Annotated in this window: 21 protein-coding genes and 1 other RNA gene; 18 read left to right on the forward strand and 4 right to left on the reverse strand. The window is 60.8% G+C overall.

Annotated elements, in window-relative coordinates; genetic code table 11:
* Positions 1 to 82: 82 nt before the first annotated feature.
* The gene (locus VC35_RS18855; protein ID WP_046041917.1) at positions 83 to 445 is read right to left on the reverse strand and encodes a YraN family protein; all 363 of its coding nucleotides are present in this window, start codon (positions 443 to 445) and stop codon (positions 83 to 85) included.
* Entirely contained in the window at positions 445 to 2,256 is a 1,812-nt protein-coding gene (locus tag VC35_RS18860; RefSeq protein ID WP_046041918.1) for a penicillin-binding protein activator, read from the reverse strand. The genes VC35_RS18855 and VC35_RS18860 overlap by 1 nt, the downstream gene beginning before the upstream one ends.
* A 177-nt stretch (positions 2,257 to 2,433) precedes the next feature.
* Between VC35_RS18860 and rsmI the strand changes: the two genes are divergently transcribed.
* The 18 genes from rsmI to lpxC all read left to right on the forward strand — a co-directional run bounded on the left by rsmI (position 2,434) and on the right by lpxC (position 22,050).
* A complete protein-coding gene (gene rsmI / locus VC35_RS18865; protein WP_162130270.1) occupies positions 2,434 to 3,339 on the forward strand; it encodes a 16S rRNA (cytidine(1402)-2'-O)-methyltransferase in 906 nt (301 codons plus the stop codon).
* Between the two features lie 75 nt (positions 3,340 to 3,414).
* Positions 3,415 to 3,768, forward strand: an RNA gene (rnpB, locus tag VC35_RS28415) — RNase P RNA component class A.
* A 448-nt stretch (positions 3,769 to 4,216) separates the two neighbouring features.
* Positions 4,217 to 4,672 carry a division/cell wall cluster transcriptional repressor MraZ gene (gene mraZ, locus VC35_RS18870; protein ID WP_007917012.1) on the forward strand — a complete coding sequence of 152 codons (456 nt, stop codon included), beginning with the start codon at positions 4,217 to 4,219 and terminating at the stop codon, positions 4,670 to 4,672.
* On the forward strand, positions 4,669 to 5,616 hold the full coding sequence (gene rsmH / locus VC35_RS18875) for a 16S rRNA (cytosine(1402)-N(4))-methyltransferase RsmH (RefSeq protein ID WP_007972589.1): 948 nt from the start codon (positions 4,669 to 4,671) through the stop codon (positions 5,614 to 5,616). The genes mraZ and rsmH overlap by 4 nt, the downstream gene beginning before the upstream one ends.
* Positions 5,613 to 5,906, forward strand: coding sequence for a cell division protein FtsL (gene ftsL, locus VC35_RS18880; RefSeq protein WP_046041919.1), 294 nt, complete (start codon positions 5,613 to 5,615; stop codon positions 5,904 to 5,906). Before rsmH ends, ftsL begins: the two co-directional genes overlap by 4 nt.
* Entirely contained in the window at positions 5,906 to 7,645 is a 1,740-nt protein-coding gene (locus VC35_RS18885; protein WP_185754813.1) for a peptidoglycan D,D-transpeptidase FtsI family protein, read from the forward strand. The genes ftsL and VC35_RS18885 overlap by 1 nt, the downstream gene beginning before the upstream one ends.
* Positions 7,645 to 9,108, forward strand: a complete 1,464-nt coding sequence (locus VC35_RS18890; RefSeq protein WP_046041922.1) for a UDP-N-acetylmuramoyl-L-alanyl-D-glutamate--2,6-diaminopimelate ligase — start codon at positions 7,645 to 7,647, stop codon at positions 9,106 to 9,108. The genes VC35_RS18885 and VC35_RS18890 overlap by 1 nt, the downstream gene beginning before the upstream one ends.
* Positions 9,101 to 10,468 carry a UDP-N-acetylmuramoyl-tripeptide--D-alanyl-D-alanine ligase gene (locus VC35_RS18895; RefSeq protein ID WP_046041923.1) on the forward strand — a complete coding sequence of 456 codons (1,368 nt, stop codon included), beginning with the start codon at positions 9,101 to 9,103 and terminating at the stop codon, positions 10,466 to 10,468. Before VC35_RS18890 ends, VC35_RS18895 begins: the two co-directional genes overlap by 8 nt.
* Positions 10,468 to 11,550 carry a phospho-N-acetylmuramoyl-pentapeptide-transferase gene (mraY, locus tag VC35_RS18900; protein ID WP_016773275.1) on the forward strand — a complete coding sequence of 361 codons (1,083 nt, stop codon included), beginning with the start codon at positions 10,468 to 10,470 and terminating at the stop codon, positions 11,548 to 11,550. The genes VC35_RS18895 and mraY overlap by 1 nt, the downstream gene beginning before the upstream one ends.
* 6 nt (positions 11,551 to 11,556) lie before the next feature.
* Positions 11,557 to 12,903 (forward strand): UDP-N-acetylmuramoyl-L-alanine--D-glutamate ligase, encoded by a 1,347-nt coding sequence (gene murD, locus VC35_RS18905; RefSeq protein WP_046041924.1) that lies wholly within the window; start codon positions 11,557 to 11,559, stop codon positions 12,901 to 12,903.
* Positions 12,900 to 14,117 carry a putative lipid II flippase FtsW gene (ftsW, locus tag VC35_RS18910; protein ID WP_046041925.1) on the forward strand — a complete coding sequence of 406 codons (1,218 nt, stop codon included), beginning with the start codon at positions 12,900 to 12,902 and terminating at the stop codon, positions 14,115 to 14,117. Before murD ends, ftsW begins: the two co-directional genes overlap by 4 nt.
* Positions 14,107 to 15,177, forward strand: coding sequence for an undecaprenyldiphospho-muramoylpentapeptide beta-N-acetylglucosaminyltransferase (murG, locus tag VC35_RS18915; RefSeq protein ID WP_046041926.1), 1,071 nt, complete (start codon positions 14,107 to 14,109; stop codon positions 15,175 to 15,177). Before ftsW ends, murG begins: the two co-directional genes overlap by 11 nt.
* Positions 15,170 to 16,630, forward strand: a complete 1,461-nt coding sequence (gene murC / locus VC35_RS18920) for a UDP-N-acetylmuramate--L-alanine ligase (RefSeq protein WP_046041927.1) — start codon at positions 15,170 to 15,172, stop codon at positions 16,628 to 16,630. The genes murG and murC overlap by 8 nt, the downstream gene beginning before the upstream one ends.
* Positions 16,627 to 17,610, forward strand: a complete 984-nt coding sequence (locus VC35_RS18925) for a D-alanine--D-alanine ligase (protein ID WP_046041929.1) — start codon at positions 16,627 to 16,629, stop codon at positions 17,608 to 17,610. Before murC ends, VC35_RS18925 begins: the two co-directional genes overlap by 4 nt.
* 4 nt (positions 17,611 to 17,614) lie before the next feature.
* On the forward strand, positions 17,615 to 18,484 hold the full coding sequence (locus VC35_RS18930) for a cell division protein FtsQ/DivIB (protein WP_046041930.1): 870 nt from the start codon (positions 17,615 to 17,617) through the stop codon (positions 18,482 to 18,484).
* A gap of 15 nt (positions 18,485 to 18,499) precedes the next feature.
* Entirely contained in the window at positions 18,500 to 19,759 is a 1,260-nt protein-coding gene (gene ftsA / locus VC35_RS18935; protein ID WP_007972611.1) for a cell division protein FtsA, read from the forward strand.
* Positions 19,760 to 19,832: 73 nt separating this feature from the next.
* On the forward strand, positions 19,833 to 21,026 hold the full coding sequence (ftsZ, locus tag VC35_RS18940; protein WP_046041931.1) for a cell division protein FtsZ: 1,194 nt from the start codon (positions 19,833 to 19,835) through the stop codon (positions 21,024 to 21,026).
* 112 nt (positions 21,027 to 21,138) lie between these two features.
* Positions 21,139 to 22,050 (forward strand): UDP-3-O-acyl-N-acetylglucosamine deacetylase, encoded by a 912-nt coding sequence (lpxC, locus tag VC35_RS18945; protein ID WP_007916984.1) that lies wholly within the window; start codon positions 21,139 to 21,141, stop codon positions 22,048 to 22,050.
* 173 nt (positions 22,051 to 22,223) lie between these two features.
* On the opposite strand, the gene VC35_RS18950 is transcribed toward lpxC, so the two are convergent.
* Positions 22,224 to 23,726 carry a sensor domain-containing diguanylate cyclase gene (locus VC35_RS18950; RefSeq protein WP_046041932.1) on the reverse strand — a complete coding sequence of 501 codons (1,503 nt, stop codon included), beginning with the start codon at positions 23,724 to 23,726 and terminating at the stop codon, positions 22,224 to 22,226.
* A 247-nt stretch (positions 23,727 to 23,973) separates the two neighbouring features.
* Positions 23,974 to 24,198: a hypothetical protein gene (locus VC35_RS18955; protein ID WP_046041933.1), complete on the reverse strand. Its 225-nt coding sequence runs from the start codon at positions 24,196 to 24,198 to the stop codon at positions 23,974 to 23,976.
* Positions 24,199 to 24,435 lie beyond the last annotated feature (237 nt).

Below are 24,435 nucleotides of genomic sequence, written 5' to 3' on the forward strand. Positions count from 1 at the left end.
GCTGTTCGGCACGTGAATGTGCAGCCCGCAAAGCAAAGAGCAAAAGTGTTGGGTGATAGTGTCCGGTTCGCAATGCCGGCGATCAGCCGTCGAAGGCATTCTGTAGCCAGTTCAATTGATCGAGGTTGCTGTCGATGGCAATCACGTCGAAGCGGCAAGGGGAATTGGCCCAGCGCGGCTCGCGCTGAAGAAAGTATTGCGCGGCGAAAACCAGTTTTTGCCGTTTGCGCTCATCGATGCTATCGAGCGCGCCACCCCATTGAGTGTTTTTTCTGTAGCGGACTTCAACGAATACTACTGTATCGCCATCTAGCATGACCAGATCAAGCTCGCCGCGTTTACACAACCAGTTCTGCGCCAGCAGGCGCAGACCCTGTTGTTGAAGATGCTCGAGCGCATGGCGCTCGGCATCCTTGCCGCTTTGCTGGCGTGACCTGTCGGGCATCAGCGAGCGGTGTCCGGCAGGCGCTGAACCTGACCATTGGCGAACTCGGCCCATGGCAGCTGGCGCACGACCCGCTGGCTCTGAGACATGCCAAGGCTGCCCGACTCACCGTCGATGCGGCTGTCCGGCAGTGACTTGAGCTGGCCCAGGCGTGGCGCCAGGCGATAAGCGTCAACGCCCATGGCATAGAGGCGCCCCAGGCTGCCGGCGGCTTGTGGCCACTGAGCAGTGACCTGGCGGCGCAGTGGATCATTGGCGTCCAGCAACCATGGCGTCTCGCAGAAGCGAATGCCATTCATGTCGTTGTACTGGTTGACGTCACCGCTGGCGCTGAACACGTGGGAGGTGGCGTAGACTGGAACATCGCCAGCGTACTGGAAGTTCAGGGTCGGTTTGATCTGCTGGGCCTGTTGCGGTGTTGCGGCGAGGAAAATGAACTCGATGTCCTGGCGGCGCGATGGCTGGGCAGCCACTTGCGAGCCAACGGTGCTTTGCAGGCTCTTGGCGCGGCCTTCGCTCTGACGCAGCTGGAACATGTCGGCAATCTGCTGGGCCAACTGGACCGGCTGATCGACGCGTTCGGTGACGACGATGGTGCCGCCATTGGCTTGCCAATCCTGGCTGAACGCCTTGAGTACGCGGTCGCCCCATTCACCTTTCGGCACCATGATGGCTGCGCGATGCAGGCCGTCGGCGCGAGCGCGGCGCGACACTTCGCGGGCTTCGTCTTCGGCGGCAAGGCCGAACTGGAACAGCTGCGCCGGGCCTTGATCGCCCTCGCTGTAATTGAGTGCCAGGGTGGTGATCGGCAATTGCGGGCGAGTGCTCAGCTGTTTGACCAGCGGCTTCTCCAGCGGGCCGACGACCAGTTGCACGCCATCGGCCTGGGCCTTGCGGTAGAACTCATCCATGGACGTCAGGCGCGAGCTGTCATAAAACTCGATGGCAGGTGGTTTCTGCCCGGCCTGTTGGGCCTGGTAGTGAGCGGCCATGAAGCCGTCGCGCAGTGCCTTGCCGACCGAGGCCAGTTGGCCGTCCTGAGGCAGCAGCAGGGCGATCTTGCTCAGGGGCTGGCTGGCCAGCTCCTTGAGTTGGGTTAGTGACTGCGGCAATTGTTTGGCTGCCGGGTGCTTCGGATTCTGCGCGCGCCAGTTATCGATGGCGGCCTGTTGCTGCTCCAGGGTGCCGGCGGATTTCACGGCCAGTGCCAGGGCCATCCAGCCGCCGAGGTCGTCGGTGGTGTTTGGCTGCAACTGATCGGTCGGCAGCGAAGCGATCAGGGTCCAGATGGCTTCATGGTTTTTGCTCGCGGCTTCGCCTTTGAGCATCGGGGCGATGAAAATGCGCTCGCGGGCTGCGGCGAGGGTCTGGCCATCGGCTTCAAGTGCGCGGGCATGAACGGTGCCGGTGCGGACCTGTTGTTCGACGGGCAGTTCACTCAAGCGTTGCATGCTTGGGTGGCTCAAGGCGGCCAGTGCGGCCTTGGGCTGATTGCGGGTCATGGCCAGTTCGGCCGCCAGGGTGTTGGCGAAAACCTGTGGGCCAGGCTTGAGCTGTTCGATCGGAACCTGTTGCAGGATTTGCGCGGACTGGCCGGCATTGCCCTGGTGATAGGCCAGGTCGGCAGCGCTCAAGCGCAGCAGGGCGGCATCTTCCGGTGATTTGCTTTGGGAGGCCTTCTCAAGCAGTTGCTCGATACTGGCGTCCGGTGTCCGTGGAAGTTCGCCAAGGCTGGACGAGGGCGAGCTGGCGCAAGCCGCCAGCAAGGCAGCGAGGCAGAGGGCAGATAACAGCCGCAGGCAAGCGATCATGTAAGCGTTCCTGATACTCGATCAAATTAGCGTGGAATTGTACCCAAGCACTGGCCGGGGCGCGATGTTACTGGCGTGAATCGATCAATTTAGCTGGTGTAAATGTTGCGCCAGCGCACAAACGGTCACCGATACCTCGTTTGCTTGCGGGTATCGTGAGTCTCGCTACGCGCTACAATGGCGACTTTTACCGATCATGAGGTGTGCGCTTTGACTGCTCCAGGTGCTTTGAATTCCGCTGCTGGCTCGCTTTATGTGGTGGCGACGCCCATCGGCAACCTGGATGACATCAGTGCGCGGGCGCTGAAGATCCTGCGTGAAGTGGCCTTGATCGCCGCGGAAGACACCCGTCATTCCCAGCGCTTGATGCAACACTTCGGCATCTCGACGCCATTGGCGGCCTGCCATGAGCACAACGAGCGTGATGAAGGTAGTCGCTTTATCACTCGCCTGCTTGCCGGTGACAACGTGGCGTTGATCTCGGATGCCGGGACGCCGCTGATTTCCGATCCGGGTTATCACCTGGTGCGGCAGGCCCGGGCGGCGGGCATCAATGTGGTGCCGGTTCCGGGTGCCTGCGCATTGATTGCAGCGTTGTCGGCGGCGGGGCTGCCTTCCGACCGTTTCATTTTCGAAGGCTTTCTGCCGGCCAAGGCGGTGGGGCGGCGTGCGCGTCTCGAGCAGGTAAAAGAAGAACCTCGCACATTGATCTTCTATGAGGCCCCGCATCGCATCCTTGAATGCCTGCAAGACATGGAGCTGGTGTTCGGTCCCGAGCGCCCGGCGCTGCTTGCCCGTGAGCTGACCAAGACGTTTGAAACCCTCAAGGGGTTGCCGCTGGCGGAGCTACGCGAGTTCGTCGAGTCGGACAGCAATCAGCAGCGCGGCGAGTGCGTGGTGCTGGTGGCGGGCTGGTCCGCGCCCGAGGAGGAAGGTGCTGTCAGCAGCGAAGCGATGCGCATCCTCAACCTGTTGCTCGAAGAAATGCCGCTCAAGCGTGCGGCGGCGTTGGCGGCGCAAATCACCGGCGAGCGAAAGAATGTGCTGTACCAGATCGCGCTGGATCAGCAGAAGGGCGAGTAAAACCCGACGCATAGGCGTGCTCAATGGCGCTTGGCGCTTGTTCTTCGGGCGCTGTGCCGGTAACCTTCGCGGCGGAGAGTCGATCGGACAGTCGCTGCCCTCTATGAAAATTAGGGGGGGGAGGAAAGTCCGGGCTCCATAGGGCGAAGTGCCAGGTAATGCCTGGGAGGCGTGAGCCTACGGAAAGTGCCACAGAAAATAACCGCCTAAGCGCTTCGGCGCCGGTAAGGGTGAAAAGGTGCGGTAAGAGCGCACCGCACGTCTGGCAACAGTTCGTGGCTAGGTAAACCCCACTTGGAGCAAGACCAAATAGGGTCCCAAGGCGTGGCCCGCGCTGGGACCGGGTAGGTTGCTAAAGATGTCCAGTGATGGCCATCGTAGACGAATGACTGTTCAAGACAGAACCCGGCTTACAGATCGACTCTCCACCTTTTTCTCCTCTCTGCTTAATTTATTGGGCAGAGTGTGTCGGTGGTAGCAATTTCCCTCCTGCACCATCGTCAGCAGAAGCGGTTTTGTGATATCGATTAGCCCGCGCTTGTAGTGATCGCATAAACTCCACGCAGCACCGGTTTCCCTCCTTACACAATCATCCGCAGAACCTCTTTTGTAATACCAAAAAAATCTTACTCTTAATAAATTACTTTAACTTCCGAACGCAGCCTCCCGTGCTGATTCAAGTTATCGGTCAGTTTCATCTGCCGGATTCTCGTTACCTCTCCGTTAATGCTCCTAAATCTCAGTTCTGTAAGGGTTTTCCTTTGCTCCGTGCCTTGACGGTGTGGTGGGCGCATTCCTATAGTGTGCGCAAGTGGCGGAAAGTGGCATGAAGTGGGTTTTTTGAACTCAAAACGCTAGAATTTGGAGAAACGCTGACGTGTTTCGCGGAGCCAACGCTATCAGTCTCGATGCAAAGGGCCGTCTCGCAATGCCGAGCCGGTACCGTGACGAGCTCGATTCGCGCAGCTCCGGTCAGTTAATCGTGACAATTGATGCCGTTGATCCTTGTTTGTGTGTTTACCCCCTCGATGAGTGGGAAATTATTGAAACCAAACTGCGCGCACTGCCTTCGCTTCGCGAAGAGAACCGTCGCCTGCAACGTTTACTGATTGGTAATGCCGTCGACCTCGAGCTCGATGGCAGTGGTCGTTTTCTGGTTCCGCCGCGTCTTCGTGAATATGCCAAGTTGGATAAGCGCGCGATGTTGGTAGGCCAACTGAACAAGTTCCAATTGTGGGACGAGGATGCCTGGAACGCGGTTTCTGCCGCTGACCTGGCTGCCATTCAACAACCGGGCGCGATGCCTGATGAACTGCGTGATTTGATCCTGTGACTATTGATAGCGGCTTTAACCACATCACCGTACTGCTTGACGAAGCCGTCGAGGCTCTCGCCGTACGTCCTGATGGCTGCTATCTGGACGGCACGTTTGGGCGCGGCGGACACAGCCGGTTGATCCTCAGCCAGCTCGGTCCCGATGGTCGGTTGCTCGGATTCGATAAAGATCCACAAGCGATTGCCACTGGGCAGACGCTAGCGGCCGAAGACGGCCGCTTTGTCGTTGTGCAGCGCAGCTTTGCCGAGCTCGGTTCGGAAGTCGCCGAACGCGGTCTGGCCGGCAAGGTCAGCGGCGTTCTGCTGGATCTGGGCGTGTCTTCGCCACAGCTCGACGACCCTGAGCGCGGCTTCAGCTTCCTCAACGACGGTCCCCTGGATATGCGCATGGATCCGTCCCGTGGCATCAGCGCCGCCGAATTCGTCAACACCGCTCCGGTGGAAGAAATCGCCCGGGTGTTCAAGGAATACGGCGAAGAGCGTTTCTCCGGCCGCATGGCCCGTGCCGTGGCCGAGCGCCGCGACATCAAGCCATTCGAGCGCACCGGTGACCTGGCTGAAGTCCTGAAGGTCGCCAACCCGGCGTGGGAAAAGGGCAAGAACCCTGCAACCCGCGCTTTCCAGGGATTGCGTATTCACGTCAACAACGAACTGGGTGATCTGGAAACCGGTCTCGAAGCCGCGCTGGAGTGCCTGGAAGTGGGCGGTCGCCTGGTGGTGATCAGCTTCCATTCGTTGGAAGACCGTATCGTCAAACTGTTCATGCGCAAGCTGGTCAAAGGCGAAGCCGACAACCTGCCGCGCAACCTGCCGGTTCGGCATGTCGCCTTCGAACCGAAAATCAAAGTCCATGGCAAAGCGCAGACGGCCTCCGACGCCGAACTCAAAGCCAACCCACGTTCCCGTAGCGCTGTCATGCGCGTGGCGGAGAAGCTGCGGTGAGCAAGCTTTTCGCCAAGCCATTGCCCGGCGGAAGCTTCTTCATGCTGCTGCTGTTTATCGGCGTGCTCGTGTCGGCCATCGGCGTGTCCTACAGCGCGCACTGGAACCGTCAGCTATTGAATTCGCTGTACAACGAACTGAGCGTGCGCGACAAGGCGCAGGCGGAGTGGGGCCGGTTGATTCTGGAGCAGAGCACCTGGACCGCCCACAGTCGTATCGAAGTGCTGGCTACCGAACAATTGAAAATGCATATCCCTGGTGCCGCTGACGTGAAGATGGTGGCGCCATGATGAAACTCGAAGGTGCACTCTTTCCTTGGCGGTTCCGCGTGGTGCTGGGTTTGCTCGGTATCATGGTGGCCGCGATTGCCTGGCGCATCATCGATTTGCAAGTGGTCGACCGTGCCTTCCTTAAAGGTCAGGGCGATGCCCGCAGTGTTCGTCATATTCCCATTCCGGCTCACCGTGGTCTGATCACCGACCGTAACGGCGAGCCTTTGGCCGTGAGTACTCCGGTCACCACCCTTTGGGCCAATGCCAAGGAAATGCAAACAGCCAAAGAGAAGTGGCCGGCACTGGCGGTTGCCTTGGGGCAGGACCCGAAAGCCCTGGCCGAACGTCTCGAAGCCCAGGCCAACAAAGAATTCATTTATCTGGTGCGCGGACTGACCCCGGAGCAGGGCCAGGCTGTGCTCGATCTGAAGGTGCCGGGTGTTTATGGCATCGAAGAGTTCCGGCGTTTCTACCCGGCCGGCGAAGTCACTGCTCATATGGTCGGGTTTACCGACATCGATGATCACGGTCGTGAAGGCGTCGAACTGGCCTACGACGAATGGCTGGCGGGGGTCCCTGGCAAGCGTCAAGTGATCAAGGACCGGCGCGGCCGGCTGATCAAGGATGTGCAGGTCACCAAAAACGCCAAGGCCGGTAAGCCCTTGGCGTTGTCCATTGACCTGCGCCTGCAATACCTGGCCAACCGCGAATTGCGCAATGCGATCATCGAGAACGGCGCCAAGGCCGGCAGCCTGGTGATCATGGACGTGAAGACCGGCGAGATTCTCGCAATGGTCAACCAGCCGACCTACAACCCGAACAACCGCCGCAACCTGCAGCCGGCGATGATGCGTAACCGCGCGATGATCGACGTGTTCGAGCCAGGCTCGACGATGAAAGCGATCTCGATGAGCGCCGCGATCGAAACCGGCCGCTGGAAACCGAGCGACACCGTCGAGGTGTATCCGGGCTCCTTGCAGATTGGCAAGTACACCATCAAGGACGTTTCCAAGACCGAAGGTCCGGTGCTCGACCTGACCGGCATCCTGATCAACTCCAGTAACGTCGGCATGAGCAAGGTCGCGTTCGATATCGGTGGCGAAACCATTTTCCGTCTGGCGCAGAAAGTCGGCCTCGGCCAGGACACCGGCCTGGGCTTTCCGGGCGAGCGCGTCGGCAACCTGCCGAACTACCGCGAATGGCGCAAGGCAGAAACCGCCACGCTGTCCTACGGCTACGGTATCTCCGTGACCGCGATCCAGCTGGTCCACGCCTTCTCGGCCTTGGCCAACAATGGTCGCCTCGCACCGCTGACCCTGATCAAGACTGACAAAGCGCCGCAAACCACCCAGGTGCTGCCGGAGGCGGTCGCGAAAACCATGCAGGGCATGCTGCAGCAAGTGATCGAGGCCCCGCGCGGTGTATTCCGTGCGCAGGTGCCGGCGTATCACGTGGGCGGCAAGTCGGGTACTGCGCGTAAAACCTCGGTCGGCACCAAGGGTTACGCCGAGAACTCCTACCGTTCGCTGTTCGCCGGCTTCGGCCCGATGAGCGACCCGCGTTACGCCATCGTGGTGGTAATCGACGAGCCGACCAAGGCCGGTTACTTCGGCGGCCTGGTTTCCGCACCGGTGTTCAGCCGCGTGATGTCGGGCACCCTGCGCCTGATGAACATTACCCCGGACAACCTGCCACCTACTCAACAAGCGAACGCAACACCGGTCGTTCCGCTGAAAGCCAATGGAGGGCGCGGCTGATGTCTCTGAGCCTGAACAAGATTTTCCCTCACGCCGGCCACGATCTGCTGATTCGCGAACTCGCCCTGGACAGCCGCAATGTGCGCGCGGGCGATCTGTTCCTCGCCGTGCCGGGTGGGAAATTCGATGGGCGCGCGCATATTGCCGACGCCTTGCAACGCGGTGCTGCCGCAGTGGCCTATGAAGTAGAAGGCGCCACAGTCCTGCCGATCACTGAAGTGCCGCTGATTCCGGTCAAAGGCCTGGCGGCTCAGCTGTCGGACATCGCCGGGCGCTTTTATGGCGAGCCGAGCCATCACCTGAACCTGGTGGGCGTGACCGGCACCAATGGCAAGACCAGCGTGACTCAATTGGTTGCCCAGGCACTGGACCTGCTCGGCCAGCACTGCGGCCTGGTCGGCACGCTCGGTTCCGGTTTCTACGGCGCGCTGGAAAGCGGCCTGCACACCACGCCGAATCCGATTGCCGTGCAAGCGACCCTGGCGGACCTGAAAAAGGCCGGGGCCAAAGCCGTGGCGATGGAGGTTTCTTCCCATGGCCTGGACCAGGGCCGCGTGACGGCATTGGCCTTCGATGTGGCGGTGATGACCAACCTGTCCCGCGATCACCTGGATTACCACGGCACCATGCAGGCTTACGGCGAAGCCAAGTCCAGGCTGTTTGCCTGGAATGATTTGAAATGCCGCGTGGTCAACCTCGACGACAAGTTTGGTCGGCAACTGGCCGCCGACAAGTGCGAATCGCGGCTGATCACCTATAGCCTGGAAGATTCCAGCGCTTACCTGTATTGCCGCCAGGCGCAATTCGACGACGAAGGCGTGCGCGCCACGCTGGTCACGCCACAAGGCGAGCACCACTTGCGCAGCACCTTGCTCGGTCGCTTCAACCTGAGCAATGTCCTGGCGGCGGTCGGCGCGTTGCTCGGTCTGGATTACGCCCTGGACGAAATCCTCAAGGTGCTGCCTCAGCTTGAAGGCCCTGCCGGTCGCATGCAGCGTCTGGGCGGTGGTTCGCAGCCGCTGGTGGTGGTCGATTACGCCCACACCCCGGATGCCCTGGAAAAAGTATTGCTGGCCCTGCGTCCGCACGCCAAGGGCCGGTTGTTGTGCCTGTTCGGCTGTGGCGGCGACCGCGATCGCGGCAAGCGCCCGTTGATGGCTGAAGTGGTCGAGCGCCTGGCCGATGGCGTGCTGGTGACCGATGACAATCCGCGCACTGAAGACCCATCGGTGATTTTCGATGACATCCGCGCCGGTTTCACGGCAGTGGATAAAGTGGAATTCGTTGCCGGTCGTGGTCAGGCGATTGCCCGGCTGATCGCCAGTGCCTCAGCGGATGACGTGATTGTCCTGGCCGGTAAAGGTCACGAGGACTATCAGGAAATCAACGGCGAGCGTCATGCCTTTTCCGATCTGGTCGAGGCCGATCGCGCCTTGACTGCGTGGGAGGTGACCCATGCTTAAGGCCTTGAAACTGAGTGAACTGACTGCTGCGCTGAATGCTCGCCTTGTGTCCGTCGATGCCAGCTTCGACGGTGTCAGCATCGACAGCCGTGCAATCAAGCCGGGGCAGTTGTTCATTGCCCTGACCGGTCCGCGTTTTGACGGTCATGACTATCTGAACGAAGTCGCCGCCAAGGGCGCCGTGGCTGCGCTGGTCGAGCGTGAAGTCGCTGGCAGCACGCTGCCGCAGTTACTGGTCAGCGACACCCGCCAGGCCCTGGGCCAGTTGGGCGCGCTGAATCGCGTCGCCTACGTCCATCCGGTCGCGGCCGTCACCGGTTCCAGCGGCAAGACCACGGTCAAGGAGATGCTTGCGAGCATCCTGCGCACGCGCGGCGCAGTGCTGGCCACTCGTGGCAATTTAAACAACGACCTCGGCGTGCCGCTGACCTTGCTCGAACTGGCGCCGGAACACACCGCTGCCGTGATCGAACTGGGTGCTTCGCGTCTGGGCGAAATTGCCTACACCGTCGGCCTGAGCAGGCCGCACGTGGCCATTCTCAATAACGCCGGGACCGCCCACGTCGGTGAGTTCGGCGGTCCGGACAAAATCGTCGAAGCCAAGGGTGAGATCATTGAAGGGCTGGATGCCGATGGCGTCGCCGTTCTCAATCTCGACGACAAGGCATTCGGTATCTGGAAGGCGCGCGCCGGTGACCGCAAAGTGCTGACGTTTGCGTTGAGCAACACCAGTGCCGATTTCTACGCCAGTGACCTGGCCACCGATGCTCGCGGCTGCCCGGCGTTCAACCTGCACAGCCCTGAAGGCTCGGAGCGCGTTCAACTGAACCTGCTCGGCACCCACAACGTCGCCAATGCCATGGCCGCCGCTGCCGCCGCCCATGCCCTGGGTGTGTCGCTGTTCGGTATCGCCGCCGGCCTTGGCGCGGTGCAACCGGTCAAGGGTCGCACCGTTGCGCAATTGGCCAGCAATGGCATGCGCGTGATCGATGACACTTACAACGCCAACCCCACCTCAATGTGCGCTGCCGTTGATATACTGGCCGGCTTTTCCGGTCGCACCGTCCTGGTGCTCGGGGATATCGGCGAGTTGGGCGAATGGGCGGAGCAGGGGCACCGCGACGTGGGCGAGTACGCCCGTGGCAAGGTTTCTGCGCTGTACGCCGTCGGGCCAATGATGGCTCACGCCGTGAACGCATTCGGTCCGCAGGCTTTTCACTTCAGCACACAGGCTGAACTGATCAAGGCCCTGGGTGCCGAGCAAGACACAAATACCACCATTTTGATCAAGGGGTCGCGCAGCGCTGCGATGGAAAACGTCGTCGCCGCCTTGTGCGGGTCCAGTCTGGAGAAACATTAATGCTGCTGCTGCTAGCGGAGTATCTGCAACAGTTCTACAAAGGCTTCGCGGTCTTCCAGTACCTGACCCTGCGCGGGATTCTCGGTGTACTGACCGCGCTGGTCCTGTCGCTGTGCTATGGCCCATGGATGATCCGCACGTTGCAGAACCGTCAGATCGGTCAATCCGTTCGCAACGACGGCCCGCAGTCGCACCTGTCCAAGTCGGGTACACCGACCATGGGTGGCGCGCTGATTCTGTCGTCCATCGGTGTCAGCACTCTGCTGTGGGCTGACCTGAGCAACCGTTACGTCTGGGTCGTGTTGCTGGTGACCCTGCTGTTCGGCGCCATCGGCTGGGTCGACGACTACCGCAAGGTCATCGAGAAGAACTCCCGTGGCTTGCCGAGCCGCTGGAAGTATTTCTGGCAGTCGGTGTTCGGCCTGGGCGCGGCGATCTTCCTTTATATGACTGCCGCTACGCCGGTGGAAACCACCCTGATCCTGCCGATGCTCAAGGACTACAGCATTCCGCTGGGCGCAGGCTTCATCGTGCTGACCTATTTCGTGATCGTCGGTTCGAGTAACGCGGTCAACCTGACCGACGGCCTCGATGGCCTGGCGATCATGCCGACCGTGATGGTCGGTGGTGGCCTGGGCATTTTCTGCTACCTGTCGGGTAACGTGAAATTCGCCGAATACCTGCTGATTCCTTACGTACCGGGCGCCGGTGAGTTGATCGTGTTCTGTGGTGCACTGATCGGAGCAGGCCTGGGCTTCCTCTGGTTCAACACCTATCCGGCACAAGTCTTCATGGGTGACGTCGGCGCACTGGCGCTGGGCGCTGCCCTGGGCACCATCGCGGTGATCGTCCGTCAGGAAATCGTCCTGTTCATCATGGGCGGCGTGTTCGTGATGGAAACCCTGTCAGTCGTCATTCAGGTTGCCTCTTTTAAACTGACCGGTCGCCGTGTATTCCGCATGGCGCCCATTCACCACCACTTTGAACTCAAGGGCTGGCCCGAGCCGCGCGTGATCGTCCGTTTCTGGATCATCACCGTGATTCTCGTGCTGGTTGGCCTTGCCACCCTGAAGCTGAGGTAGAAATACGTGTCTCTGATCGCTTCTGACCACTTCCGCATCGTTGTCGGCCTCGGCAAGAGCGGCATGTCCCTGGTTCGCTTCCTGGCGAACCGGGGCGTGGCGTTTGCCGTGGCCGATACGCGGGAAAATCCACCGGAACTGGCCACGCTCAAGCGTGACTATCCGCACGTGGAAGTGCGTTGTGGCGAGCTGGACGTCGAATTCCTGTGCCGTGCCGACGAGCTCTACGTGAGCCCGGGCCTGGCGCTGGCGACCCCGGCCCTGCAGGCCGCCGCCGCCCGTGGCGTGAAATTGTCCGGTGACATCGAGTTGTTCGCGCGTAACGCGAAGGCACCGATCGTGGCCATCAGCGGTTCCAACGCGAAAAGTACCGTGACCACGCTGGTCGGCGAGATGGCGGCTGCGGCAGGCAAGCGTGTTGCCGTCGGTGGCAACCTCGGTACGCCGGCGCTGGACTTGCTCAGCGACGACATCGAGTTGTACGTGATGGAGTTGTCGAGTTTCCAGCTGGAAACCACCGATCAGCTCAACGCCGAAGTGGCGACTGTGCTCAACGTCAGCGAAGACCACATGGACCGTTACAGCGGTCTGCCGGCCTATCACCTGGCCAAGCACAGGATCTTCCGTGGCGCCAGGCAGTTTGTGGTCAATCGTCAGGACGCCCTGAGTCGTCCGTTGATAGGCGAAGGGCAGCCATGCTGGACCTTCGGCCTGAGCAAGCCCGATTTCAAAGCTTTCGGTATTCGTGAAGAAGACGGCGAGAAATACCTGGCCTTCGAATTCCAGAATCTGATGCCAGTGCGCGAATTGAAGATTCGCGGCGCCCACAACCAGTCCAACGCCCTGGCAGCCCTGGCCCTGGGCCATGCAGTCGGCCTGCCATTCGATGCCATGCTGTCGAGCCTGCGCACCTTCGCCGGTCTCGAACACCGCTGCCAGTGGGTCCGTGACCTTGACGGCGTGGGCTATTACAACGATTCCAAGGCCACCAACGTTGGCGCTGCACTGGCTGCCATCGAAGGCCTGGGCGCGGACATCGACGGCAAGGTCGTGCTGATCGCCGGTGGCGATGGCAAGGGCGCCGAGTTCAAGGACCTGCGCGATCCGGTGGCGGCCAACTGCCGCGCCGTGGTCCTGATGGGCCGCGATTCCGACAAGATCGGCGAGGCCATCGGCGATGCCGTACCGCTGATCCGCGCCGGCTCCCTGATCGAAGCCGTCGAGCAATGCCGCGCCGCAGCCCAGCCGGGCGACGTGGTGCTGCTGTCGCCAGCCTGTGCCAGTTTCGACATGTTCAAGAACTACGAAGACCGTGGTCACCAGTTCGTCCAAGCCGTGGAGGATCTGGCATGAGCCTAAAAGGCATCATCAAGCCGTATCCATCGCCGCTCATCACCGGGCGCGGTATCGACCTCGACTTCCCGATGCTTGCCGGTTGCCTGACGCTGCTCGGCCTGGGGCTGATCATGATCGCCTCGGCATCGACCGAAGTGGCGGCCGTGCAGTCGGGCAGCGCCCTGTATTACATGATTCGCCACCTTATTTACGTGGTGCTGGGCCTGGGTGCCTGCATCGTCACCATGATGATCCCGATCGCTACCTGGCAACGTCTGGGCTGGCTGATGCTGCTGGGTGCGTTCGGCTTGCTGGTGATGGTGATCGTTCCGGGGATCGGCCGTGAAGTTAACGGCTCGATGCGCTGGATCGGCTTCAGTTTCTTCAACGTCCAGCCTTCCGAGATCGCCAAGGTGTTCGTGGTGATCTACCTCGCCGGTTATCTGGTGCGTCGCCAGAAAGAAGTGCGCGAAAGCTGGATGGGCTTCTTCAAGCCGTTCATCGTGCTGCTGCCGATGGCGGGCCTGCTGCTGATGGAGCCGGACTTCGGTGCCACCGTCGTGATGATGGGCGCTGCGGCGGCGATGCTGTTCCTGGGGGGCGTCGGGCTGTTCCGTTTTTCCCTGATGGTGGTGCTGGCTGTCGGCGCGGTGGTGCTGTTGATTCAAATGCAGCCGTATCGAATGGCGCGCCTGACCAACTTTGCCGACCCGTGGGCCGACCAGTTCGGTGCCGGCTATCAGCTGTCCCAAGCCTTGATCGCCTTCGGTCGCGGCGAATGGCTGGGCGTCGGCCTGGGCAACAGCGTGCAGAAACAGTTCTACCTGCCGGAAGCCCACACCGACTTCGTGTTCTCGGTCCTGGCCGAAGAACTGGGTGCCGTGGGTTCGTTGTGTACCGTGGCACTGTTCGTCTTCGTGTGTATTCGCGGCATGTACATCGGATTGTGGGCGGAAAAGGCCAAGCAGTTTTTCGCCGCTTATGTTGCCTACGGTTTGTCGTTCCTGTGGATCGGCCAGTTCCTGATCAACATCGGCGTGAACGTCGGCCTGCTGCCGACCAAGGGTCTGACCCTGCCGTTCCTCAGTTATGGTGGCAGTTCGTTGGTGATCTGCTGTGCCTGTCTCGGCTTGTTGCTGCGCATCGAGTGGGAAAGTCGAACCCACCTGGGCAGTGAAGAGATGGAGTTCCATGAGAGCGACTTCGCTGAGGAGCCGAACCATGGGCGCTAACGTCATGATCATGGCAGGCGGTACCGGTGGCCACGTGTTCCCGGCGCTGGCCTGTGCCCGCGAATTCCAGGCGCGCGGCTATACCGTGCACTGGCTCGGCACCCCGCGTGGCATCGAGAACGATCTGGTACCGGCAGCCGGTATCGAGCTGCACCGGATCAACGCCAGCGGTCTGCGCGGCAAGGGCAAATTGTCCCTGCTCAAGGCGCCGTTCATGTTGTTCAAGTCGGTCTGGCAGGCGCGGGCGATCATTCGCCGTCTGCAACCGGTCTGCGTCGTGGGTTTTGGTGGCTTTGTGACCGGTCCTGGCGGCGTCGCGGCAAAACTGGCCGGCGTGCCGGTGATCGTTCACGAACAGAACGCCGTGGCCGGTACCGCCAATCGGTTGCTGGTGCCGTTGGCCGCCCGAGTCTGTGAAGCGTTCCCCGACACCTTTACCCTGTCGGACAGCCGCCGGACCACTGGTAATCCGGTGCGCACCGAGCTGTTCCTCGAGACATCGCGACCTGCCCTGGCCGGTCGCAAGGCGCGTTTGCTGATTCTGGGCGGAAGCCTGGGCGCAGAACCGTTGAACAAGTTGCTGCCTGAAGCCCTGTCGCAAGTCGCTGCCGACTTGCGTCCGGAAGTGTTCCATCAGGCCGGCAAAAACCACGATGAAGTGACTGCAGAGCGCTATCGCGCGGCTGGCGTCGAGGCGCAGGTGCAGCCCTTCATCAAAGACATGGCTCAAGCCTACAGCTGGGCCGACCTGGTGGTATGTCGCGCAGGCGCGCTGACCATCAGTGAACTGGCCGCCGCCGGTCTGCCCTCGATGCTGGTGCCTTTGCCTCACGCCATCGACGATCACCAGACCCGCAACGCCGAATATTTGGCCCGTGAAGGCGCAGCCTTCCTGATGCCGCAAAGAACGACTGGTGCAGCGGATCTTGCCGCTCGCCTGACAGAGGTCCTGATGCAACCACAACGACTCAACGAAATGGCTACCGCGGCACGCCGCCTGGCCAAACCCGATGCCACCCGTAACGTGGTCGATAGCTGCCTGGAGGTGGCCCATGGTTGAGAGTCAGAAAGCCATGCCGCAACCGGAAATGCGCCGCATCCGTCGTATCCACTTCGTCGGTATCGGCGGTGTGGGCATGTGCGGGATTGCCGAAGTGCTGCTGAACCTGGGTTATGCCGTGTCCGGCTCTGACCTGAAGGCTTCGCCGGTGACCGAGCGTCTGGAGTCTTTCGGGGCGCAGATCTTCATCGGCCACCGCGCCGAGAACGCCGCGGCCGCTGACGTGCTGGTGGTGTCGAGCGCTGTGAACACCTCCAACCCGGAAGTCGCTACCGCGCTGGAACGCCGTATCCCGGTGGTGCCGCGTGCAGAAATGCTGGCTGAGCTGATGCGTTATCGCCACGGCATCGCCGTTGCCGGTACCCATGGCAAAACCACCACCACCAGTCTGATCGCTTCGGTATTCGCCGCTGGTGGCCTGGACCCGACATTCGTGATCGGTGGACGCCTGAATGCCGCGGGCACCAATGCCCAGCTCGGCACCAGTCGCTACCTGATCGCCGAAGCCGACGAAAGCGACGCCAGCTTCCTGCACTTGCAGCCGCTGGTGGCCGTGGTCACCAACATCGACGCTGACCACATGGCGACCTATGACGGTGACTTCAACAAGCTGAAGAAAACCTTCGTCGAATTCCTGCACAACCTGCCGTTCTACGGCCTGGCGGTGGTGTGCCTGGACGATCCGGTGGTGCGTGAAATCCTCCCGCAGGTCAAACGCCCGACGGTCACCTATGGCTTCGGCGAAGACTGCGACGTGCGCGCCATCAACGTGCGCCAGCAAGGCATGCAGACCTTCTTCACCGTGCTGCGCCCTGACCGCGAGCCGCTGGATGTTTCGGTGAACATGCCGGGCAACCACAACGTATTGAATGCACTGGCGACCATCTGCATCGCCACTGACGAAGGCGTCAGCGATGAAGCCATCGTCCAGGGCCTGTCCGGGTTCCAGGGTGTCGGCCGACGCTTCCAGGTCTACGGCGAACTGCCGGTGGACGGCGGCAATGTGATGCTGGTCGATGACTACGGTCACCACCCGACGGAAGTCGCGGCCGTGATCAAGGCCGTACGCGGTGGCTGGCCGGAGCGCCGCCTGGTGATGGTCTACCAGCCGCACCGTTACAGCCGCACCCGTGATCTGTACGACGATTTCGTCAATGTACTGGCCGACGCCAACGTACTGCTGCTGATGGAAGTCTATCCGGCCGGCGAAGAGCCGATTCCGGGCGCCGACAGCCGCAAGCTGTGCAACAGCATCCGTCAGCGTGGCCAGCTTGATCCGATCTATATCGAGCGTGGTGTTGACCTGGCGCCAGTGGTCAAGCCGCTGCTGCGCGCCGGCGACATCCTGCTGTGCCAGGGCGCCGGCGATATCGGCGGTCTCGCACCAAAACTGTTGAAAAGTGAGTTGTTCGCCGGTGCCGTTGCCGCGCCGGAGAAGGGGACGTTGAAATGACTGCTGCCTACGCCAACCTGGTCTCCACGATCGCGCCGAAAGATTTCGGCCGCGTCGCCGTGCTGTTCGGCGGCAAGAGTGCCGAGCGAGAAGTGTCCCTGAAGTCGGGTAACGCTGTTCTGGACGCACTGCAAAGCGCCGGTGTGGACGCGTTCGGCCTCGACGTGGGCGATGACCTGCTGCAGCGTCTGCTCAACGAAAAGATCGACCGCGCCTTCATCATCCTCCACGGTCGTGGCGGTGAAGACGGCAGCATGCAGGGCCTGCTCGAATGCCTGGGCATTCCGTACACCGGCAGCGGCATTCTGGCGTCGGCCCTGGCGATGGACAAACTGCGCACCAAGCAGGTCTGGCACAGCCTGGGCATTCCGACCCCACGTCACGCGGTACTGAGCAGCGAGGCCGATTGTATTTCGGCGACGACGGAACTGGGCTTCCCTTTGATCGTCAAACCGGCCCATGAAGGTTCAAGTATCGGTATGGCCAAAGTGAGTTCCGCGTCCGAATTGATCGACGCATGGAAAGCGGCCAGTACCTACGATTCGCAAGTGTTGGTCGAGCAATGGATTCACGGTCCGGAGTTCACCATCGCCACCCTGCGTGACCAGGTGTTGCCACCGATTGCCCTGGGCACGACGCACAGCTTCTACGACTACGACGCCAAGTACATCGCCAACGATACCCAGTACCGCATTCCGTGCGGTCTGGACAGCGCCAAGGAAAAGGAACTCATGGACCTCACGGCGAAAGCCTGTGAAGCGCTGGGTATCGCCGGTTGGGGCAGGGCAGACGTGATGCAGGACGCCGACGGGCAGTTCTGGTTCCTGGAAGTCAACACCGCACCGGGCATGACCGATCACAGCCTGGTGCCGATGGCGGCCCGTGCCGCCGGTCTGGATTTCCAGCAACTGGTCCTGGCCATTTTGGCCGAGAGCGTTGCCAGCAACACTGCCGGTAACCAAGAGTCGACGAGAGGTTAAGGCCATGCAAGGCGCTCAGCTCAGACATCAGCCCACCGCACCGACCGGCCGCAAGCCGGTGCCGCGGGGTGCCAGCCGAATGGTGGCCAAAGAGCCGATGTCCGCGCGCCTGCCGAAAGCCAATTTCGGCTTTCTGAAAAGCCTGTTCTGGCCGGTACTGCTGGTGGCCTTGGGGTTCGGTACTTACGAAGGTGCGACACGGTTGTTGCCGTATGCCGACCGGCCGATCACCAAGATCAACGTGCAGGGCGACCTGAGCTACATCAGCCAGCAAGCAGTGCAGCAGCGGATCGCCCCTTACGTGGCGTCGAGCTTCTTCACCATCGACCTGGCGAGCATGCGCACCGAGCTGGAAACGATGCCATGGATTGCCCACGCCGAAGTGCGCAGGGTGTGGCCGGATCAGGTGGTGATCCGCCTGGAAGAACAACTGCCGGTGGCCCGTTGGGGCGACGAGTCGCTATTGAACAACCAGGGCCAGGCCTTCACCCCGCGCGAGCTGGCGAACTATGAACACCTGCCACAGCTGTTCGGCCCACAACGGGCCCAGCAGCAAGTGATGCAGCAATACCAGGTGCTGAGCCAGATGCTCAGGCCGCTGGGCTTCTCGATTGCACGCCTGGAACTGCGTGATCGCGGCAGCTGGTTCCTGACCACCGGCCCCGGCAGTGCGGGTCCCGGGATCGAACTGCTGCTGGGACGCGGCAACCAGGTGGAAAAGATGCGCCGTTTCATCGCCATCTATGACAAGACGCTCAAAGAACAGATTACGAACATTGCGCGCATCGATCTGCGCTACGCCAACGGCCTCGCTGTTGGCTGGCGGGAACCTGTAGCGCCCACGGCAGCCCAACCCGCTGTCGCGAAGAATTAAGAAGAGGCAGGACCCATGGCAAACGTGCAAAGCGGCAAAATGATCGTCGGTCTCGATATCGGCACCTCCAAGGTGGTGGCGCTGGTGGGCGAGGTCGCGGACGACGGCACGCTGGAAATCGTCGGGATCGGTACTCATCCGTCCCGTGGCCTGAAAAAAGGCGTGGTGGTGAACATCGAATCCACCGTGCAATCGATCCAGCGCGCTATCGAAGAAGCGCAGTTGATGGCCGGTTGCCGCATTCACTCGGCGTTCGTCGGCGTGGCCGGCAATCACATCCGCAGCCTGAACTCCCACGGCATCGTGGCGATTCGGGATCGCGAAGTCAGCTCGGCAGACCTTGAACGCGTGCTCGACGCCGCCCAGGCCGTGGCGATCCCGGCTGACCAGCGCGTGTTGCACACCCTGCCGCAGGATTACGTGATCGATAACCAGGAAGGCGTCCGCGAGCCGCTGGGCATGTCCGGCGTGCGTCTGGAAGCCAAGGTCCACGTGGTCACCTGCGCCGTCAACGCTGCACAGAACATTGAAAAATGCGTGCGCCGCTGCGGTCTGGAAATCGACGACATCATTCTCGAGCAACTGGCTTCCGCGTACTCGGTACTGACCGATGACGAGAAAGAGCTGGGCGTGTGCCTGGTGGACATCGGTGGCGGTACTACCGACATCGCGATCTTCACCGAAGGCGCGATCCGTCACACCGCTGTGATCCCGATTGCCGGTGACCAGGTGACCAACGACATCGCCATGGCGTTGCGCACTCCGACCCAGTACGCCGAAGAAATCAAGATCCGTTACGCCTGCGCCCTGGCCAAACTGGCTGGTGCCGGCGAAACCATCAAGGTGCCAAGCGTCGGCGACCGTCCGCCGCGCGAACTGTCCCGCCAGGCCCTGGCCGAAGTGGTCGAGCCGCGCTACGACGAACTGTTCACGCTGATCCAGGCCGAACTGCGCCGCAGCGGCTACGAAGACCTGATCCCGGCCGGCATCGTGCTGACCGGCGGTACCGCGAAAATGGAAGGCGCCACTGAACTGGCCGAGGAAATCTTCCACATGCCGGTGCGCCTGGGCGTGCCTCACGGCGTGAAAGGTCTGGATGACGTGGTGCGCAACCCGATCTATTCCACCGGCGTCGGCCTGTTGATGTACGGCCTGCAGAAGCAGTCCGACGGCATCTCGTTCTCGGGCATCGGCAGCCGCGACAGCTACAGCAACGAAGAGCCACAGGCTCCGCTGCTGGACCGCCTGAAGAAGTGGGTCCAGGGCAATTTCTGAAGATTTACCGTAATACCGTTACACCGAAGCACGCAGTAGGCGAAAAAACTAGAGAATTGAAAGGAGAGGGAAAATGTTCGAACTCGTAGACAACATCCCCGCAAGCCCGGTAATCAAAGTTATCGGTGTCGGCGGTGGCGGCGGCAACGCTGTCAACCACATGGTCAAGAGCAACATCGAAGGCGTCGAGTTCATCTGCGCCAACACTGATGCCCAGGCGCTGAAATCCATCGGCGCGCGGACCATCCTGCAACTGGGTACCGGTGTGACCAAGGGCCTGGGCGCTGGCGCCAACCCTGAAGTAGGTCGTCAGGCTGCTCTGGAAGACCGTGAGCGCATTGCCGAAGTCCTGCAGGGCACCAACATGGTGTTCATCACCACTGGCATGGGCGGAGGTACCGGTACCGGTGCTGCGCCGATCATCGCCGAAGTGGCCAAGGAAATGGGCATCCTGACCGTTGCGGTCGTGACTCGTCCGTTCCCGTTCGAAGGCCGCAAGCGTATGCAGATCGCCGACGAAGGCATCCGTCTGCTGTCTGAAAGCGTCGACTCGTTGATCACCATTCCCAACGAGAAGCTGCTGACCATCCTCGGTAAAGACGCAAGCCTGCTGTCGGCTTTCGCCAAGGCTGACGATGTACTGGCCGGTGCCGTTCGCGGTATCTCCGACATCATCAAGCGTCCGGGCATGATCAACGTCGACTTCGCCGACGTGCGTACCGTGATGAGCGAAATGGGCATGGCGATGATGGGCACTGGCTGCGCCAGCGGTCCGAACCGTGCACGCGAAGCAACCGAAGCGGCCATCCGCAACCCGCTGCTCGAAGACGTGAACCTGCAAGGCGCACGCGGCATCCTGGTGAACATCACCGCCGGTCCTGACCTGTCCCTGGGTGAGTACTCCGACGTGGGTAGCATCATCGAAGCCTTCGCTTCCGAGCACGCGATGGTCAAGGTCGGTACCGTTATCGATCCGGACATGCGCGACGAGCTGCACGTGACTGTCGTTGCCACAGGTCTTGGCGCTAAAATCGAGAAGCCTGTGAAGGTCATCGACAACACCGTTCACACTTCGATGGCTGCACAGCCACAACAACAGGCCCCTGTTCGTCAGGAAGCTCCAGCGGTTAACTACCGTGACCTGGACCGTCCGACCGTCATGCGCAACCAGGCCCAGGCCGGTGCTGCGACTGCCGCGAAGATGAATCCGCAAGATGACCTGGACTACCTGGACATCCCGGCTTTCCTGCGTCGTCAGGCCGATTGATGGAATGTATCAGGGCTATGAAGGTGATTGGTGTTCAGCAAAGGCTCGGTCTGCTATCATCGCCAGCCTTTGTTGATACCAGTTCGCAATTTGCGCTGAAGCGGCCCAAGCCATGATTAAACAACGCACACTGAAAAATATTATCCGTGCCACAGGTGTAGGCCTGCACTCCGGGGAGAAGGTCTACCTGACCCTCAAGCCTGCGCCTGTCGACACTGGCATTGTGTTTTGTCGCGCTGACCTCGACCCTGTGGTGCAGATTCCTGCCCGCGCGGAAAACGTCGGCGAAACCACTATGTCGACCACGCTGATCAATGGCGACGTCAAAGTGGACACGGTAGAGCACTTGCTCTCGGCCATGGCTGGCCTGGGCATCGATAACGCCTACGTCGAGCTCTCCGCGTCCGAAGTCCCGATCATGGATGGCAGCGCTGGACCCTTCGTATTCCTGATTCAATCGGCAGGCCTGGAAGAACAGGACGCCGCCAAGAAATTCATCCGCATCCTGCGTGAAGTGACAGTGGAAGACGGCGACAAGCGCGCCACTTTCGTCCCTTTCGAAGGGTTCAAGGTGAGCTTCGAGATCGATTTCGATCACCCGGTTTTCCGGGACCGCACCCAAAGTGCAAGCGTGGATTTTTCCAGCACTTCGTTCGTAAAAGAAGTCAGCCGCGCCCGTACTTTCGGTTTCATGAGTGACATCGAGTACCTGCGCAAGCACAACCTCGCACTCGGCGGCAGCGTTGAAAACGCAATCGTGGTCGACGCCGATGGCGTACTGAACGAAGACGGCCTTCGCTATGAAGACGAATTCGTGAAGCACAAGATTCTCGATGCAATTGGTGACCTCTACCTGCTGGGCAATAGCCTGATTGGTGAGTTCAAGGGCTTCAAGTCCGGCCACGCACTGAACAACCAGCTGCTGCGCAAGTTGATTGAGCAGACAGATGCCTGGGAAGTCGTGACGTTCGAAGACGCCAGCACCGCACCAATCTCTTACATGCGCCCGGTTGCGGCGGTGTAAGCAAAAAACCTCTCTAGTTTTTAAAGGCTGCCTTCGGGTGGCCTTTTTTTATGTCCCGAATTTTGTGTTGCCTCGGCTGGCCTCATCGCGAGCAAGCTCGCTCCCACAGTGGATTGTATTCCCTTGTAGGAGCGAGCCTGCTCGCGATGACGTCCGTCCACTCAACAAAAAAATCAGCCGGCGCACACCACCCGGTTCCGCCCCCCTTCCTTGGCCTGATACAACGCCTTGTCCGCGCTGAACAGCAATTGCTCCAGGTTGATATCGCTGGCCGCCGTCCAGGTGGCAATGCCGATGCTCACGCTCATCGGCGGCTCACCGGGGTCCACCAGTGGCAGTTTCTGCACCGCCTCGCGGATGTGCTCGGCGATCTGCTTCGCGCCTTCACTGTCAGTTTCGGCCAGGATCACCGAAAACTCCTCGCCACCATAGCGAGCCACCAGGTCCGCCGGGCGATGGACATTGGCGCGGATGACCTCGGCCAACGCCCGCAAGGCTTCGTCGCCGGCCTGATGCCCGTGTCGGTCATTGAAGGCCTTGAAGTGATCGGCATCGATCATCAGCAATGACAACGGCTTGCCGCTGCGCTGCGCGCGAAACCATTCATGGCGCAGGGTCTGATCAAGGGATCGACGGTTGGCCACGCCGGTCAAGGCATCGGTGGCCGCCAGTTGCGCCAATTCCTGCTCGGCACTTTGGCGCCGTCGCAGCTCCCGACAGAGCAGCCAGGTCAGCCACAACAGGCCGATGCACAAAACCCCTGTTGCACCGCTGATCGCATAGGCTGTGCGGTTCCAGGTAGCGAACACTTCGTCGATGGAAAGGGCCACGATGACGGTCAACGGCAGATTGCCGACCCGGGTAAAGGTGTACAGGCGCCGTTGATGATCGACACTCGACACGCTTTCAAAGGTGCCACTGCGCTCGCGCAGCATGCGTACGACGTTAGGGCGGCTGGAGATGCTTTTGCCGATGGCGTTTTGTTCACGGTACGGTTTCTGCGCCAGGAGAATCCCGTCGTCGTTGATGATGCCAAGCGTACTGCCATTGCCGATGTCGAGGCTGCTGAACAGCTGATCGAAATAGCTCATGCGCATCGACGCTACCGCGACCCCCAGAAACTCACCCGTGGGCGATGAAATGCGCCGGCTGAAACTGATGCGCCATTCGTCGCTGTCATCGCAGTCGCAGCGTGGCTTGAACGGCCGGCTGATAAACATGCCGGTGTCGCGATTGAAGACATGGGCCAGGAAATAATCGCGGTCAGCGAAGTTCCCCGGTTTCGGTTCGATCAATGAGGAGTCGGCCAGCACGTCGCCGTGCTTGTCCAGCAGCAGGATGTCGCCCTTGTAGCGCGCAGTGGTGGAGCGGTCGAACAGCACCAGATGACGGATCTGCGGTGCAACCTGTTTAAGGTCGTCCCGCTGGGCGGCAGCGATCAGGCCCTGCAGGGTCAAGTCATAGAGCTCGACTGTACGCAAGACATCGGCGTCGATCAGTTGCGCGATGGTGGTCGCGCTACGTGTGGCGGTCTGCTGGGCGTTGGCGTGTTCGCGGATCAGCAGGAAGGTGACGATGCACAGGATCGAGATGACTGTCAGGGTGCTGCCGAAGATCACCAAGATCTCGGGTCGCCCGGTCGGGCCTTGAAAATGTGCGGTGCGGCTTGCGGTCATAGGGCTGACGTCTGCTAAAGGGACGCTCTAAGCGTAGTTGCATAAACGTAGCAGCCGAGTGAATCCTTCCTGTTGCTCGAACGATTGATCAATGGCGTGGGCGTCAGTGACTTTCGTTACAGAAATTGCAAAGAAGGCCGAGTCGCCACTATAAAAAAAGCCGCTGACAGCAGCGGCTTTGGAGACAACTTTTCAAAGGGAAGAGCCGATGAAAAGTGTCGATGAAAACGGGGGTGATCGGTGCCGGTCAGCTGTCTTTCTCGACCCGTGGCTGGGCCTGGATGCTGGACGCTTGCGGGGCTTGGGTATCTTGGGCAGCCTTGGCTGTCATCTCGACCTGATGCTCTTCGAACGTCGCAGCGCGTGCGGCGTTATGCGCGACGAAAGTCTGCGATTCTTCCGCCATCGCCAATGGCGACAGGAACAAAGAGGACAAAACGAAAGCGCTGGCAATACCCATACTGTTGGACATCTTTAAAACCTTCTTGCTTGGCAAGTGCTGTTTGGTGCGGGCAAAGATAAGGATATGAGGCGAGGGGAAAAAGAGCGGATTCATGAAAGGACTGTTGCGACTTGAGCAACAGTTGGTGGTGTCGAGCGCTTTTGTGGCGAGGGAGCTTGCTCCCGCTCGGCTGCGCAGCAGTCGCAGGTCCGAGGAATATGGACTGTCTGAAAGAACGCGCACACAGGTTTTTAGGGCCGCTTCGCA

The sequence above is a fragment of the Pseudomonas fluorescens genome (assembly GCF_000967965.1).
GTDB lineage: Bacteria > Pseudomonadota > Gammaproteobacteria > Pseudomonadales > Pseudomonadaceae > Aquipseudomonas > Aquipseudomonas grandcourensis.

Bases quoted from the DNA above. Each gene is read 5' to 3' on its own strand.
- mraY (WP_016773275.1), top strand. From the start codon at position 10,468: ATGCTGCTGCTGCTAGCGGAGTATCTGCAACAGTTCTACAAAGGCTTC.
- ftsW (WP_046041925.1), top strand. From the start codon at position 12,900: ATGAGCCTAAAAGGCATCATCAAGCCGTATCCATCGCCGCTCATCACC.
- lpxC (WP_007916984.1), top strand. From the start codon at position 21,139: ATGATTAAACAACGCACACTGAAAAATATTATCCGTGCCACAGGTGTA.
- VC35_RS18925 (WP_046041929.1), top strand. From the start codon at position 16,627: ATGACTGCTGCCTACGCCAACCTGGTCTCCACGATCGCGCCGAAAGAT.
- VC35_RS18885 (WP_185754813.1), top strand. From the start codon at position 5,906: ATGAAACTCGAAGGTGCACTCTTTCCTTGGCGGTTCCGCGTGGTGCTG.
- VC35_RS18855 (WP_046041917.1), bottom strand. From the start codon at position 445: ATGCCCGACAGGTCACGCCAGCAAAGCGGCAAGGATGCCGAGCGCCAT.
- murG (WP_046041926.1), top strand. From the start codon at position 14,107: ATGGGCGCTAACGTCATGATCATGGCAGGCGGTACCGGTGGCCACGTG.
- VC35_RS18955 (WP_046041933.1), bottom strand. From the start codon at position 24,198: ATGTCCAACAGTATGGGTATTGCCAGCGCTTTCGTTTTGTCCTCTTTG.
- ftsA (WP_007972611.1), top strand. From the start codon at position 18,500: ATGGCAAACGTGCAAAGCGGCAAAATGATCGTCGGTCTCGATATCGGC.
- VC35_RS18860 (WP_046041918.1), bottom strand. From the start codon at position 2,256: ATGATCGCTTGCCTGCGGCTGTTATCTGCCCTCTGCCTCGCTGCCTTG.
- murC (WP_046041927.1), top strand. From the start codon at position 15,170: ATGGTTGAGAGTCAGAAAGCCATGCCGCAACCGGAAATGCGCCGCATC.
- VC35_RS18950 (WP_046041932.1), bottom strand. From the start codon at position 23,726: ATGACCGCAAGCCGCACCGCACATTTTCAAGGCCCGACCGGGCGACCC.
- ftsZ (WP_046041931.1), top strand. From the start codon at position 19,833: ATGTTCGAACTCGTAGACAACATCCCCGCAAGCCCGGTAATCAAAGTT.
- VC35_RS18930 (WP_046041930.1), top strand. From the start codon at position 17,615: ATGCAAGGCGCTCAGCTCAGACATCAGCCCACCGCACCGACCGGCCGC.
- VC35_RS18895 (WP_046041923.1), top strand. From the start codon at position 9,101: ATGCTTAAGGCCTTGAAACTGAGTGAACTGACTGCTGCGCTGAATGCT.
- rsmI (WP_162130270.1), top strand. From the start codon at position 2,434: ATGGCGACTTTTACCGATCATGAGGTGTGCGCTTTGACTGCTCCAGGT.
- VC35_RS18890 (WP_046041922.1), top strand. From the start codon at position 7,645: ATGTCTCTGAGCCTGAACAAGATTTTCCCTCACGCCGGCCACGATCTG.